Consider the following 14,912-nt stretch of genomic DNA (forward strand, 5'->3'; position numbering starts at 1 on the left):
CACGCTTCCCGCCAGCTTCCCGCGATCGAGCGCGGCGTTCTGCGCGGCGACCGCCGCCTCGAGAATCGCCTTGCTCACGGGCGCCGCCGTCTGTGCCGCATAGATCGAGCTCTGCGGCGCGGTCATCTTCACCACGATGACGTACTGCGGATTGTCCGCGGGGAAAATGCCGACGAAGTTCGGATTGTATCGGCCGGCGACGTACCGCCCCTTCACGGTACTGCGCGGCGTTCCCGTTTTTCCGGCGAGCGAAAAATTGTCGACCGCCGCTTGCAGCGCGGTGCCTTCGTCGACGACGTCGAGCAGCATGTGCCGCACCTTGTCGGCCGTCGCCTGCGAGACGACGCGCCGGACGATGCGCGGCTGGTGCTTGTAACGAACCGAACCGTCGGGCCCGATCACTTCCTTGACGAGCGCGGGCTGGACGAGCAAGCCGCCGTTCGCGAACGTCGAGTACGCGGCCGCGAGTTGCAGCGGCGTCACGGAAACCTCATAGCCCATCGCCATCGAAAGCGGCGACTGGCTCGACCAGCTTTTCGGCGAGCGCAGAATGCCGCCCGACTCCGTCGGAAATGGCAGACCGGTCGGCACGCCGAAGCCGAAATCGCGAATGGTTTCGTACTCTTCGCTGCCGCTCAAGCGCGACGCGAACTTCACGATGCCGATGTTGCTCGACCAGCGCAGCACGTCGGATAACGGCGCGCGGCCAACGAGATGGTCGTCACGAATGGGATTCGAGCGGCCGGGCACCACGAGGACGCCATTGCCCGTGTCGACCGAGTCGCGATCGGTCACGCGATGCCGCTCGATCAACCCCGCCGCGATGAACGGCTTGAACGTCGACCCCGGCTCGAACGGTTCGGTGATCACCGTTGCCGACGTTTGCCGCGGATCCAGGCGCCGGCTGGCCATCGCGAGAATGTCGCCGGTGTGCGGATCGAGCACGACGATGTCGCCACCCTCCGCCCCCATCCGCGCCACCGCGTCGGCCAGCGACTTCTCGGCGATCTCCTGCAGATCCGCATTTATTGTCAAAACGATACTATTTCCCTTCACCGGCGCCGTACCCGGCGTGACCGGCGACTCACGACCCTGGCCGCGCGAATCGCGCACGATCGTCGCCGCGCCGGGCGTGCCGCGCAGCAGCGTGTCGAGCGCGAGCTCGAGACCGTCGATCGGCTTGTTGTCCGCGTCGACGTGGCCAAGAATTCCCTGCGCGCCCTGCGACACGGCGTACGACCGCGCGATCGTCGCGAAGCTGTGCACGCCGCGGAGCTGCATCGCGGTCGACGCATCGACGGCCAGGAAGCGTCCCGGGATCGTCAAATACTTCGACGACGTGTCGACCGCGCGCGCGATCGTTTGCGCATCGACGCCGAGCGAGGCGAGCGCCGCGCGGAGTTTGGCGGGCTCGCTGACTTCGCGCGGCGCGACTTCCAGGCGCACCATCTCCCGGCTCTGCGCCAGCACGCGGTGCGTCGCGTCCAGAATCTCGCCGCGCGGCGCGGGCACGGTGCGGTCGGTGGTCTGCTGCCGTTCGGCGCGCTGCCGCCACGCCTTGCCCTGCACGAGCTGCACGTTCGCCGCCTTCACGAGGCAGGCAACGGCGAAGATCGCGAGCGCGAGATGTGCGAGACCGATTCGTCTAGAGCGAATCATGCGGCGTAGAAGTGGAACGGCGCTGCGGTGGCGGGGCGAGGATCACCTGCTCCTGCGGCGTCGCGATGTGCATGTTCAAACGTTGCTCGGCGATCGGCTCGAGAACTTGCCGGCTCGATGCGTCGCGAATCTCGCCATCCAGCCGAATACGGTCGGCTTCCAGGGCGTCACGCTTCTGCTCGAGCTTGCGAATTTCCGTCTGCTGCTTCACGCCGATCACTCTGCGCAGTATGACGACGGTCGACACCGCGACGAAACCGATCAGCACGAGCGCGAGCATGCCTCGCGTCGACGGACCGCCCGATCCCTTCCCCGCGCTTCGCTTCGCTACTCCGCGCTTCGGCGCCATGCGCGAAGTTTAGCGCTGCGTGCGCGTGCGTTGCGAATGATTTCGTCCTCGGAGGCCGTGAGCCCGCGCTTCGTCAGCGTCTCGCCGAGCGCGCGGCCGCGGCACGTGCAGATGGGATGCTTCGGCGGGCAGATACAGTCGCTCGACCACTCGCGAAAAAAGTTCTTCACAATTCGATCTTCGCCGGAATGATATGTGATCACGGCGAGGATTCCGCCGGGCGACAACCTGTCGCGCAGCGCCGGTAAGGCACGCTCCAGCCCGGGCAGCTCATCGTTCACCGCAATGCGCACCGCCTGAAACAATCGTGCAAACTCCGGCGCGCCGCTTCGCGGACCGAGCACCGCGCGAATGGCGCCCACGAGATCGTCGCTCGTCTCGAACTGACGCGTCGCGCGGCGGCGCACGATTTCGCGCGCCAGGCGAACGGCGTGGCGCTCGTCACCATAGTCGCGAAATACGCCGGCCAGAGTCTGTTCGGTCTCATCGTTCAACAGATCGGCGGCCGTGGCCGCGGCGTCGCTGCCCATTCGCATGTCGAGACGTGCGCCGGGCCTGAACGTAAATCCGCGGGTCTCGGCGTCGAACTGATGCGACGACACGCCGAGGTCCAGGAGAACTCCGTCGAAGGTCATGCCTTCGAGTGCTGGCAGTTCCGCAACGCGGGCATAGTTCGACTCGAGCGCCGAGAACCGGCCGGCTTCCGCGTAGTCGTGCAGGCGCGTCGCAGCGGCGGCGAGTGCCTCGGGATCGCGGTCCACGCCGACGATCTGTTCGACGCCCGCGTCCAGGAGCGCCAGCGAATGGCCGCCGCCGCCCAGTGTGCCGTCGAGGATGCGGCGCCCGCGGCGAAGCAGCTCGATCACCTCGGTGACGAGCACAGGCGCGTGATATGCGCTATCGATCGGCATGAACTCCAAGCATATCGCGCTGATCGTGCACGGCGGGCGAGCGGACCGTCCCGATGTTCGTCATCTGATCAACTGGGTCCGGGATAAGGGGCACTTCGTCGAGCCGCACGCAACATTCGAGACCGGCGAAGCCGCGGCGATCGCCTCCGATGCCGCGCGCCGTGGCGTCGACGTGGTCGCGGCGGCGGGTGGCGACGGCACCGTCAACGAAGTCGTGAACGGCCTGGACGGATACGACGTCCCGCTCGGCATCATTCCGTTGGGGACCGCGAATGATTTCGCGCGGCAGGTTGGGATTCCGGCCGACGCCGATCATGCCATGGATGTTATCCTGCAACGCAAGCCCACGCGACTCGACACCGCATCGCTGAACGGACGGCGTTTTCTGAATGTCTCGACGGGCGGCGTCGGCGCCGAAGCAACGGCCGAGACTCCGTCGGAGATCAAGGAGTCGCTCGGGCCCGTCGCGTACGCGATCAGCGGCATGCGGAAGTTCGCGGGATTCAGCGCGTCGTACGCGCGGTTCGAGGGCGACGGGTTCTCATACGACGGCGAGTTTCTCATGTTCGCCGTGGGACTCACGCGGTCGACCGGCGGCGGAACGATGGTCACGCCGATGGCGTCGGCGACCGACGGACTGCTCGATCTCTGCATCGTCGAGGGCATGTCACGCGGCGAGTTCGCGCGCACGGTGCTCAAGGTGAAGCGCGGCGAGCACGTTGGTCTCGATGGCGTGCGCTACGTACAGCTCAAATGGGTGACGATCGACGGACGCGATCCGATCGCCGTCAACGTCGATGGCGAGATGTCGAACGCGACACGGCTCACCTATCGCGCACGGTCGCGCGATCTCTGGGTGCACGTCGCGCATTTGCCGGGGGAAGAGGCGTGATGCTGTCATCCTGAGCGAAGCGAAGGATGCCCGGTCAACAAGAAAGGGCTGCCGTGTGGCAGCCCTTTCTTGTGTATCAGCAAACGCTTACTTGCAGTGGAGCGCGTTCTTGACCTGCGTCGCGAACTCGCTGTACTGCGGCAGCGACTGGAGCAGCTGCCCTGCCGTCTGCGGGTCGGCGCGTCCACCCTTCGGCAACGCTTCCTGCGCGATCGCGAGATTGTCTTCCGCGACCTTGATCTCGGAGCAGGTGGTCGCCTTCTCTTTCGTGTTCTTATAAATCTTCTGAACGTTCTGCAGCGCGTCACCGGCGATGCTGTACGCCGCGACACCGATGTAGAATGAGCTCTGCGGCGACGGCGCGATCTGATCGACCGTCTGGAACGCCTGCAGCGCCGCCTGGAAGTCCGCGCGCGTCTTTGTTTCCTGCGCCTTCTTCAGGGCCGGTGCGGCGATCGCGAGCAGCGATGCACCCAACGTGTCTTTCGGCACGCCGGCGGCAATCGCCTTCTGTGCCGAGGCCAGCGCGCTGTCCGGCTGGCTCATCTGGCTCTGAATGGAGATGATGAACTGCCACGCGCCGGTGTTCTTCGGATCGATCTCGGTGGCGCGGCGGGCCATGGCGAGCGCTTGCTGCAGCTGTCCGGCCTTGTAATAACCTTGCGCGGCGAGCAGCGGGAAATCGATCGGCACCTTGTTGCCGAACTTCTGCATCGCCTGCGCGATGAGCTGCTGCTGCATCGCGACGTTGCTGTCGAGACCGGCCGCGGCGATCGAGCGCTGGAAGTAATCGAGATCTGCCTTCGACGTGTCGGCCTTCACGTACTCGGCGCCCGTCGCGAGCGCGGCCTTGTACTGCTTCGCGCGCAGCTGGAGCAGCCATTTCGTCTTCAGCATGCCCACGTCGCCGGGGTTCTGCTGAATGAGCGTATCGATGATCGGAATCGCCTTGTCGGGCGCGCCGGAGTTCGCGAGCACTTCGATGATCGTCGTCACGGTGTTCGTGTTCGACGGATCGAGACGGTAGATCGAGAGGTACGTGTTGATCGCGTTCGCGGTGTCGTGCTTCGCCATGTACGCGTCGGCCAGGTTGGCCAGCGCGACCATCGCGGTGGAGTCGACGTTCCGGATGGCGGTCGCGACGGCGATGATCGAGTCAGGCGACGCCTTGGGCGTCTGGTTCGTGTACGCGAGCAGAATGCACTGCTGCGCGAGCACCGACTGCGGGTAGAGCGCCAGACCCTTTCGCGCATCGGCGATCGCGTCGGAATACTTCGCCGCGCGGAGATCGTTCGTGCACGTGCGATACGCCGGGAACGACTTCTGGGCGTCCGTCAGCTTTTGCTCCAGCTGCTTCACCGCATCGCCGACGTCCTTGGCGTTGATGCGCGGCAGCGGCTGCGCGACGGTCTGCTGGCCGCTCCGCATGAGCACGCGCGCATCGACCTGAATGCCTGCACCAACCTTATTTGCGGTGCCATCGATGACCTGATCGCCGCGGAGCGTCTTGGCGAGCTCCATGAGGTCCGACGCGCTCAGCGCCGAGTCCGCGCGATAGCCCGAGGCCTCGAGCGTGTTCTTGATGTTCTGCTGCGGAATGACATACAGCTCCTTCGCTGCATGCTCCGAAATCAGGCGGCGCCGAAACTCGTCGCCCATCTGCACGCCGAGCTGCCGGTCCGTGCTGTGGAACGTCGTGACGAGAATGTACGGGGTGTCCTGCACCGGCGGTCCGCCGCGCTGCTGCTGCCCCGCTTGGCCGAGCAACGGTGCACCGGCGAGCGGAAGCGCGACAAAGCCGGCGGCCAACGCCGCACGGCGAGTGAATGCCTTCACGGTTTCTACCTCCCAAACGTTGAACAAAATACCCCGTGGCTTCGACTTGGGTTCGCGAATTGTAGGGCGAGCCCTGCACTGTAATGCGCGCGGCTCGTCACGTTCGCTAGTAGCCCCTCCATGGGCGAAGAGGGACTCGAACCCCCGACCCCCTGCGTGTAAGGCAGGTGCTCTAACCAACTGAGCTATTCGCCCCACAGGTCGCCGGGATCGGTGTCCGACTCTACTTCAAAATCGCAAGCGGAACGAGCACGCAATATCCGACGGTCAACAAGATCGGAGCGATCGTTTCCCCGCCGCGCGCCAGGTCCGCAAACCCGGCCAGGAGGACCACGACCGCGATCCCCCACCACATCAAGCCTCGTGTACGAGGCGGCGTCTCGCTCTCGACCATAGGGGAAGTAGTGTAGACCTTCTCGGGAACAGTGTCAAGCAACGTGCTGACGCGCAGTTACGTCACGATGTATCCGAGATTAACGCCGGATTAAGACGTCTCCGCTTCGGACCTTTTGTCCCTGAAATCCGGCCCTTCGTCCCCAGCCAGGAGAATGTCCAGCACGCTCTGCCGTGCCGCACGCTCGGCGGCCTCGTCCGCGGCAAGGAGCGCCGCCATGCGCTCCTTCTCCCGCCGGCGCCGCGCGAAGTAGAGCGGCAGCACGATCACCAACATCACGAGTCCGCCCAGCGTCAGATCGCTCGCCAGCGCGAGCGCGCCATACCGCCGCCGCGTGCGCGCCTGCCAATCCTTCTCGAATCCGGCGAGCGTCATGCCGTACGACGCGCGAATGGCGCGATCGAGGTTCCGCTGGACTTTCCAGTTCTCGAACAACCGCGCCAGGCCGCGCGCGGTGTCGAGCGCCGCGAGATCGACCACCGCGCGATACGCCAGCGCATACGCGTTCTCCGCGGTCGTCGCACCGGCGCCGAAATCCGCATCGAGCTCCTCGAACGTCGGCACGCCTTTGAGCGCCAGCGCCACGTTCGCCGACAGTGCGTCCTCGCGACGCCACTCGTGCGCGGCGAAACTGGCGTACCCTTCGTCGAACCACCGCGGCGGCAAGTCGTCGAGATCCTCGTGCAGCGCGAGATGCGCCAGTTCGTGGCGGAGAATCTCGCGCGGATCGCCGGCCGCGTTGCCCGCGGCGCGGCCTTGCATCACGATGCGGCGCGATTCGGGAAACGTGATCGCGGCGCCCCATTCCGGCGCCGACGGCCCCGCCCATTCGCGAAACCGTTTGAGATCGGGCGCGACGGCGAGCAGCACGCGCTGCGTGGGCCGTGGGAGTCCGGGAAACGTGTCGGTGCGGACGGCGTAGTCGAGCAGCGACTGCACGAGCGTCGCGTCGCTCGGATAATAGACCGCGGTGAATCGCCCGCGATCGACGCGCTGCGGCGCGTCCTGCGCTGGGAGATGGGCGGTGGGCGTTGGGCGGTGGACGACGGGCGTGAACAGCCAAGAGGCGAGCAAAATTGTGCGACGGAGCAACCGCCCATCGCCCAACGCCCAGCGCCTACCGCCTACGGTTCCCCGCCTTCCTCCACCGTCTTCAGCACGTCCGCGCAGCGTTTTCCCCACGGATTGAACTTGTTGGCCGCGAAGCCCGCCTTCCAGGTGTCGATCGCCTCGTCGCGCTGCCCATTGAACCAATACGCGCGCCCCAGCTCGTAATACGCCTCGATCAGGTTCGGACCGAGCGCAAGCGTTTTCTGAAAAAACGTCTGCGCGTCCTCGAACATGTCACGCTCGAGATACACCAGCCCCAGATAGAAGTGCGCGTAGAGCGTGGCCTTCTTGTCGTTGTCCAGCCGAATGGCGCGCGACAGATGCTCGATCGCCTCGCCGAAGATCCGCTTCTTCAGGCAAATGTAGCCCACGTTGATGCGCGCCACCGCGTTCTGCGGCTCACGCACCAGCACCTTCTGAAAATTCAGCAGCGCGTCGTCGAACTTGTCCTGCAGCATCAACGCCCAGCCGAGCAGCGATTCGGCCTGCGGATCGTTCGGCGACAGCTGCAGCGCCTTCGCCAACACCTGCTCGGCGCCCTCATAGTCGCCCGCGGAGATCTTGCCCCAGCCCTTCTCGATGAACGTCGACGCGCCGATGTGATCGGCGTGCACCGACGGCTTTTCCCCCGAGAACTGCGGCACGAACGACGGTCGCGCCGTTCCGTTCTTGAGACCCTTCCACTTCTCGACGAGCGCGAGCACGTCGTCCTTGAGCGTCGTGAGCTCGGCGAGCTCCTGCTCGACGCGCTTGAACAATGTCGCAATGTCGTTCTTCAGCGCATCCAACTCGTTCGCCGCGCTCGGCGCGGTCAATCGCGCTTCGAGCGCGTTACGGCGTTCGCGAAGCTCGTCAGCCGAACGGTCAGGCACGCGCCGCGACCGCGGGTGCCGCGGGCACCGCGGGCAGCGACTGTTCGCCGGCTCCGGACGCGCGATCGAACGCGATGCGCGCCGCGCTCGTCAGCACGCGATCGACGTCCAGCACGACGATCAACTGATCGCGGACCTTCGCGATGCCGCGCACGAATTCCGCGGACAGGCCGCGAAACAGCGCCGGCGGCTGCGTCACGCTCGTCGCGGGAATCGACGCCACTTCGTGAACCGCGTCGACGATCGCACCAACCCAACCGTCGGCGGTGGTCAGCACCAACACACGCGTGTCCGGCGTGATCTCGAAATCGCCGAGACCGATGCGGCGGCGCATGTCGACGACCGGAATGACCTGGCCGCGATGCTCGATCACACCCTCGATCCACTCAGGGACGTCCGGCACCGCACTCGGCGACGTGTAGCGCAGGACGCGCTCAACGGAAAACACGTCGGCCGCAAACAGATCGAGGCCGAGCTGAAACGTCACGAGCTTCACCATGTCGGTCTTCATGATCTGTCCCCTCCGTCGGTCGCGACGGCCATTGCCAGGTCGAGCACCGCATCCACGTCCAGTACCGCGATCAGATCCGCGTTGCGTCGTACGACTCCGAGCAGCGTGCGATCCGATGCATCCGCCCCCGGGATCGCGCGCAGCTCGTCCTCGGCAACGGTGATCGCGTCGTGCACGTCGTCGACTGCCAACCCCACACGCCTCGCCTCGCGCTGAAACAGGAGGAGCGTGCCGCCCTGACCGCTGTCCAAAGTGTCGGCACGCGCGCGGAGCACCTGAGCCGCGCCGTAGACGGTGATCACCTCGTCGCGCAGCGTCGCGAGTCCCAGCTGGGTGGCCGATGCATCGGGCAGCGGCTGGATTGCCGGCGCTTCGATGACCTCGTCCACCGCACTGAGGGGCAGGCCGAAGTGCTCGGATCCCACGCGAAAGACGAGAAGGCGCGCGGTGCCGTCACGAAACATGACGCACCGCCTCGACCAGTTCGGCGATCTGCCCACCGATGTCGTTGAGCGGCGCCACGCGATCGGCCCCGGCCTGCTGCAGCGCCGCCTGCGGCATGCCGAAAATGGTGGCCGTTTCGCGGTCCTGCAGCAGCGCGCGGCCGCCGCCGTCGCGAATGACGCGCGTGCCTTCAGCGCCGTCGCGGCCCATGCCGGTGAGCACGACCGCAACCGTCGAGGGCCCGAATACCTGCGCCGCCGAGCGAAACAGCTTGTCCGCCGCCGGACGCACGCCCCAGATCGACGGTGTCGAATCGAGCTTGATCGCCGGTCCCGCGCCCTCGTCGACGACCGTCATGTGGAATCCACCCGGCGCCACGTACCCCCGCGAATGCACGATCGGCTCACCGTCTTCAGCTTCGCTGATCGGAAGAGGGCTCATGCCATCGAGCCGGTTCGCGAGACTTCGCGTGAATCCCGCCGGCATGTGCTGCACGATGAGCACCGCGGCGGGAAGGTTGCGCGGCAAACGCGGCACGATGGCGGCCAGCGCGCGCGGTCCGCCGGTCGATGCGGCGATGACCACGGCGCTCGTCGCGCGCGACGTCGTCACCGACCCGCTCGTCGTGTCCGGCGCCGCCGTGCGCTGAAGCATGCGCAAGCCGGACGGATTCGCCGCGACGGCGGCGCGAAGCGCGTCGAGCAGACGCTTCGAGATCGACGCCACGTCGAGGCTGATCGAGCCCGACGGCTTCAATACGAAGTCGACCGCCCCGAGCTCGAGCGACCGCAGGGTCGCTTCCTGGCCGCTGTGTGTCGTGCCCGCGCTCAGCATCACCACCGGCCGCGGCGTTTCGCTCATGATGTAGCCGAGCGCGGCCAGGCCGTCGAGCTCCGGCATGTCGACGTCGAGCGTCACGACGTCCGGATCGAGCGCGTGAATCTGCTTCAGAGCATCGAAGCCGTTGCGTGCGGTACCGGCGACGATGAATTCGCCGGAGTCGTCGATGATCTCCGACACCATGCGGCGCATGAATGCGCTGTCGTCGACGATGAGCACGCGCGGCTTGCCCGCTCGGCTAGAGGACACGCGATCCTTTCCTCAAGGACCGAACTTCGACACGACCGTCACACACATGAAAAAAGACACTCCGGCCATAGTCGCTCCCCGTATCCTCGGCGATAATGGGTACATTGGCGTCCGACAACGCGTCGCGCACGGCGACGATGTTCCGCTCGCCGATATTGATCCCGCCGGGCGGCAAGAGATTCCCGAACATGCTCGCGCCGCCGACGATCTTGGCGCGCACGCGTTGGAGACTTGCGCCGAGCCGCCGCATTTCATCGAGCAGCAACGGAATGGCGGTGCGGGGGAACTTGGCCGGGTTCGAGCGATCGCGCGACATCGTCTCGCTCGGCAACAGCACGTGCGCCATGCCGCCGACGTGGGTCGAGGCATCGTACAGCATGATCGCCACGCATGAGCCCAGGCCGATCGTCGAGATCGTCCCGTCCGCCGTGACGGCGTAGTCGGCGACCTTGACCCGGATTTCGCCGTTGCCATTCATATGAGTTTCCTCATAGCCGGCGGAAGATGCGCTCGCGCGCGTCGACGGGGGCGAACTTCGTGCGGGCCGCGCCCAGCAGCGTCTCGACCTTTCCGAGCACGAGAAATCCATCCGGCCTGAGCGCCGCGTGAAACTTGTCGAACAGGCGCTCCTGCGTGTCGCGATCGAAGTAGATGAGCACGTTGCGGCACACGACCATGTCGAACTGCCCCGACGGCGCGGGGTCGCTCAACAAATCGCGCCGCTCGAACTGCACCAGCGGGCGAATGGCCGGCGAGACGGTATGCGGCGCCTCGGGCGAGAAGTAGCGCGAGCGCAAGTCGTCCGGCGTGTCGGCGAAATCGCCCTCCTCGAACTGTCCTCGCGCCGCCGCCGCCAGGACCTGCCGGTCGATGTCGGTGCCCACGACCTGCACGCGCGACAATTGCGCGAGCATGCCGTGCGTCGCCGCGTAGCGATGGAACAGAATCGCGAGTGAATACGGTTCATCGCCCGACGAACAACCGGCGCTCCAGACCCGAATGTGCGACGTCTCGCGATGCCACAGCGCCGGCACGACGTTCGCCGCCAACGACGCGTAGACCTCCCAGTTACGGAAGAGCTTCGTGACGTTGATCGTCAACGCGTCGAGCAGGCGATCGTACTCACCCGCGTCGTCGTCGAGAATACGCGCGTAGTCGGTATACGTATGGACACCCCGCGCGCGCATCCGAACCGCGATGCGGCGCCGCAGACATTTTTCCTTGTAGCTCGCGCAGCCGAAACCGCGCTCCGACGAAATCTTCCGGGTCAACTCCGTGAAGTCACCCGGGGACTGCTGTTCCACCATCAAAACACCTGTCGAACGGATTCCAGGTTCGTGCGCACGATGGCGTTGTCGGGATCGAGCTCGAGAGCCCGCTCCCAACACCGCAGCGCTTCATCACGTTCCTGTCGGCGTAGCCGGATGTTACCAAGCTTCAAATAGACGTCGGCGCCCAGCGCGGGATTGGCCTTCGTCGCGCGCGAATACGCCTCGAGCGCGTCGTCGTACCGTCCCGCGCGATAATACAGGTCGCCGAGATTCTTGTGCGATTGCCCCACCCCGGGGTCTTCCTGAATCCCGTGCTCCGCCGTGGCGCGTGCGGTTTCGTAATCGCCCGCACGCTCCAGGACCGCGGCCAGGTTGTTCAGAAGCACCGCCGCGTGCGGATACGCCTGGCCCCCCTCATTCAGTATCGACGCGGCGCGTGAAACGTCGCCGAGCAGTGCGGCGGTCAGCGACATATAGTGAAACCAGGCCCCGGTGGGCGGCCGCTTCCCGAATAAAGGCCGGGCCGCCGATAATGCCGAGTCCGCTGCGGCCAGGTCGCCGTCCAGCAGACTGACCACGCCCAGGGACGTCTGCACGCGCGCGTCGGTCGACCCGCCGCGACGGACCGCTTCGTCCAGCGCCACCCGCGCCTCCGCGAAGCGATTCTGCTGCTCGTACGCGTATGCGAGATTGTGAAACACGGCCATCTTGGCGCCGGGTTGCGCCGCCGCTTCGGCGAACGCGGCGATCGCGTCCTCCCATTTCTGCTGGCGCGCGTGAACGAGCCCGATGAAGAAGCGCGCCGTTCCGTCGCCCGTGCGCAGCTCCAGCACCCGGCGAAACTCGCGGATGGACTCGTCGAGCATGCCAGTTTTATAAAAGGCGATGCCGAGATTGCGGTGCTCGTCGGCGCGCCCTTCGTTCAGCACCACGGGCACCGCGGTCGTCTTGCCGATGCGGTGAATGAATCCGGCGTTCACGAGGCCGTACAGCACCTTGCCGACCTCGAACTCGACCAGGCCCGACGCGTCGATGATCGCCTGCACGTCGCGCGTGCCGTCCACGAGCTCGAGCACCGCCCGCTGGTCTTCGGTGAGTTCGATCTCGCTCGTCAGCACCTTCGTCCGGTCCGTCTCGAAGACCAGATCGAACGACGGAATCTTCTTCTCGACGAGACTCCATTCGTCCACGCGCCGCGCGCCCTCGAGCAGCAGCGACTCGGGATTGATCGAGACGACGTGATCGTGCGGATCGGGCAGCACGTCCGCCTCGAAATTGAACGTGCCTTGATTCCACGTGAACAGGAAGTACACCGCTTCCTGGATCTGCACTTCGATCGCATCGTGCAGATCCTGTAGGGTGATCACGCCCTGCTCCACCAGCAGCTCGCCCAGCCGCTTGTCGCGCCGCTTGTCCTGCAGCGCGACCGCGGCATCGATCTGCGCCTGCGTCACCGAGCCGATCTTGATCAGCATGTCGCCCAGGCGGTCGCGCCGATTCACGATCGACGCGTAGCAGATGCGGCCCTTGTCGAAGTAGATGTAGCCGAAGCTGTTTCGATGCGTGACGCTCAGGCAGCCCGTCTTCTTGCCCATCGACAGGAGCTGCAAGACGTCAGGCAGGCTGGCCTCTTTCAGACTTCCGCGAATGGCCATTAGCGGAATTCCTCGATGAGACGGGCCGACGCATCGGGCCACTGCCACACGATCTTTTCGCGGTCGAGGAAGAACGTATCCGCCGCGCTCTTGAGCGCCGCCGTGCGCGAGGCTTCGCTGTCATCCGGCTCGAGCTGCGCGCGAATGAAGCCGATCGTCACGGGCACCGCCGCCACTTCGGCCGACGCGAGAATGCGATTCGCCGTTCCAATGATCTCGCGCACGCTCGCCACCGGCCGTTCGGCGAGATACGACAGGATCTCCGGCGTCGGATCGACGCCCAGGTCGCGCATGAAGCGAGCATACAGCCGCTCGCGGAGCGCGCGATCGGGCGACTGCATCTGGACGACGAGGCCGCCCTCGAAGCGCGAACGCAGCCGCTCCTCGAGACCCGACAGCTCACGCGGCGGTCGATCGCTCGCGATCACCAGTTGCTTCCCGTCCGCGTACAACGCATTGAACACGTGGAAGAGCTCTTCCTGCGTCCGCTCCTTGCCGGCGACGAATTGCACGTCGTCGAGCAGCAGCGCCGAGGCCGCGCGATAGCGCGTGCGCCAGCGATCCACCGTGCCTTCCTGGAGCGCGGCGATCAACTCGTCCACGAACAATTGCGCCGGCACGCATGCGATGGCGCCGCCCGTCGCTTGCACGAGGCCGTTCCCGATCGCGTTCAACAAGTGCGTCTTGCCCACGCCGCTCGGCCCATGCACGAAGAGCGGATTGTAGCGGCTGCCCGGCACACCGACGATCGCATCGGCCGCCTTCACCGCGAGCTGATTGCTCAGCCCGACTTCGAAGCCGCCGCGTGTGAATGCGGCCGATGGCCCCGGAGGCGGCGCCGACGTGCGCTGCGCGCGCTCGAGCAGTTGCTCGGCTTCGCTCAGTCGATCGGGATCGCGAAGGACGTCGTGCGACGCGAGCGTGGCGTCGATGCGCACGATCTGCTTCTCGAGCTCGCGCAGCTTCGACACTGTCGCCTCGAACTCGCGCAGCAACGTCTCGACGCTCGGCGGAGGCGCCGGGTCGCTCAGCGCGCGCTCGAGAGGCCCCGTCTTGAACCCTTCGCCGCGCCAGTAGTCGATGCCCTCGCTCAAGCGCGCCTTCCACTGCTCGACGTGCTGCGACACCACCGACGCGATGTCCGTGAGGAAAGTCGCGAATTCGCCGCTCAGTCGCGGCGGCGCGCTTCGCGCGCGCTGATCCGCGAGGTCCCCGAGAATGCTCAGCACCTGTTCGGGCGCGATCTGCTCTCCGCCGAGCGTCTGGAACGCGATCAATCGGTTGAGCGCGCCCTGTAGCTCGCGCACGTTCTTGAACTCGATGCGCCCGACCTCTTCGGTCACGCCGGCCTTGAAGCGCACGCCGCGCTCCTCGCACTTCGCCTTGAGAATCGCCATTCGAGTTTCATAATCAGGCGTTCCCATGTCCACGATTAATCCGCCCGACAGCCGCGTGAGCAAACGCTCATCGACGTCGGCGATGTCCGTGGGCGGGCGGTCGCTCGTCATCACGATCTGACGGCCGTCCGCCTGGAGCGCGTTGAAGATGCGCAGCAGCTCGTTCTGCGTCTCCTTGTGGCCGGTCAGGAACTGCATATCGTCGATCAGCAGCAGCCCGACCTTGAGATACTTCTCCTTGAAACGCTCGGTGTCGCCCGCCGCGACCGCCGCGTGCAGCTCCTCGACGAAATCGTCGAGCGTCACCAGCTCGACGACCGCACCACGCTTCGCGACGACGTGGTTGCCGATCGCGCTCATCAAATGCGTCTTGCCAAGCCCCGACGAGCTGTACATGAACAGCGGGTTGTACACGGCGCCCGGCGCATCCGCCACGGCGCGCGCCGCCGCGACAGCCAGGCGATTCGCCGAGCCGACGACGAAATTGTCGAAGCGAAGTTTGGAGTCGATCTGCATGGGCGC

General features: G+C 65.9%; 14 protein-coding genes and 1 tRNA gene. 1 reads left to right on the top strand and 14 read right to left on the bottom strand.

The window, feature by feature from the left end; genetic code table 11:
• The 3 genes from VN706_21770 to rsmH all read right to left on the bottom strand — a co-directional run.
• The coding region (locus tag VN706_21770) for a penicillin-binding protein 2 (GenBank protein HXT18275.1) at positions 1-1,659 on the bottom strand (1,659 nt) is incomplete at its 3' end.
• Complete coding sequence (locus tag VN706_21775) at positions 1,646-2,008, bottom strand: hypothetical protein (protein HXT18276.1); 363 nt, start codon at positions 2,006-2,008, stop codon at positions 1,646-1,648. The genes VN706_21775 and VN706_21770, both read right to left, overlap by 14 nt.
• Entirely contained in the window at positions 1,987-2,919 is a 933-nt protein-coding gene (gene rsmH, locus VN706_21780; GenBank protein ID HXT18277.1) for a 16S rRNA (cytosine(1402)-N(4))-methyltransferase RsmH, read from the bottom strand. The genes VN706_21775 and rsmH overlap by 22 nt, the downstream gene beginning before the upstream one ends.
• On the opposite strand from rsmH, the gene VN706_21785 reads away from it, so the two are divergent.
• Positions 2,918-3,811, top strand: a complete 894-nt coding sequence (locus tag VN706_21785; GenBank protein ID HXT18278.1) for a YegS/Rv2252/BmrU family lipid kinase — start codon at positions 2,918-2,920, stop codon at positions 3,809-3,811. The genes rsmH and VN706_21785 overlap by 2 nt on opposite strands.
• Positions 3,812-3,898: 87 nt before the next feature.
• On the opposite strand, the gene VN706_21790 is transcribed toward VN706_21785, so the two are convergent.
• The 11 genes from VN706_21790 to VN706_21840 form a co-directional block, all read right to left on the bottom strand.
• Entirely contained in the window at positions 3,899-5,647 is a 1,749-nt protein-coding gene (locus VN706_21790; GenBank protein HXT18279.1) for a hypothetical protein, read from the bottom strand.
• A 121-nt stretch (positions 5,648-5,768) separates the two neighbouring features.
• Positions 5,769-5,842: transfer RNA gene (locus VN706_21795), tRNA-Val, on the bottom strand.
• A 289-nt stretch (positions 5,843-6,131) separates the two neighbouring features.
• Positions 6,132-7,133 (bottom strand): hypothetical protein, encoded by a 1,002-nt coding sequence (locus VN706_21800; GenBank protein HXT18280.1) that lies wholly within the window; start codon positions 7,131-7,133, stop codon positions 6,132-6,134.
• A gap of 32 nt (positions 7,134-7,165) precedes the next feature.
• On the bottom strand, positions 7,166-8,023 hold the full coding sequence (locus VN706_21805; protein ID HXT18281.1) for a tetratricopeptide repeat protein: 858 nt from the start codon (positions 8,021-8,023) through the stop codon (positions 7,166-7,168).
• On the bottom strand, positions 8,016-8,534 hold the full coding sequence (locus tag VN706_21810) for a chemotaxis protein CheW (protein HXT18282.1): 519 nt from the start codon (positions 8,532-8,534) through the stop codon (positions 8,016-8,018). The genes VN706_21805 and VN706_21810 overlap by 8 nt, the downstream gene beginning before the upstream one ends.
• Entirely contained in the window at positions 8,531-8,998 is a 468-nt protein-coding gene (locus VN706_21815; GenBank protein ID HXT18283.1) for a chemotaxis protein CheW, read from the bottom strand. Before VN706_21815 ends, VN706_21810 begins: the two co-directional genes overlap by 4 nt.
• On the bottom strand, positions 8,988-10,067 hold the full coding sequence (locus VN706_21820) for a chemotaxis response regulator protein-glutamate methylesterase (protein HXT18284.1): 1,080 nt from the start codon (positions 10,065-10,067) through the stop codon (positions 8,988-8,990). The genes VN706_21815 and VN706_21820 overlap by 11 nt, the downstream gene beginning before the upstream one ends.
• On the bottom strand, positions 10,057-10,545 hold the full coding sequence (locus VN706_21825; protein HXT18285.1) for a chemotaxis protein CheD: 489 nt from the start codon (positions 10,543-10,545) through the stop codon (positions 10,057-10,059). Before VN706_21825 ends, VN706_21820 begins: the two co-directional genes overlap by 11 nt.
• Before the next feature lie 10 nt (positions 10,546-10,555).
• Positions 10,556-11,371: a protein-glutamate O-methyltransferase CheR gene (locus tag VN706_21830; GenBank protein HXT18286.1), complete on the bottom strand. Its 816-nt coding sequence runs from the start codon at positions 11,369-11,371 to the stop codon at positions 10,556-10,558.
• Positions 11,372-11,373: 2 nt separating this feature from the next.
• Complete coding sequence (locus tag VN706_21835; GenBank protein ID HXT18287.1) at positions 11,374-12,993, bottom strand: DUF4388 domain-containing protein; 1,620 nt, start codon at positions 12,991-12,993, stop codon at positions 11,374-11,376.
• A complete protein-coding gene (locus VN706_21840; protein ID HXT18288.1) occupies positions 12,993-14,906 on the bottom strand; it encodes a DnaA/Hda family protein in 1,914 nt (637 codons plus the stop codon). Before VN706_21840 ends, VN706_21835 begins: the two co-directional genes overlap by 1 nt.
• Between the last annotated feature and the right edge of the window lie 6 nt (positions 14,907-14,912).

The organism is Gemmatimonadaceae bacterium (assembly GCA_035606695.1).
GTDB lineage: Bacteria > Gemmatimonadota > Gemmatimonadetes > Gemmatimonadales > Gemmatimonadaceae > JAQBQB01.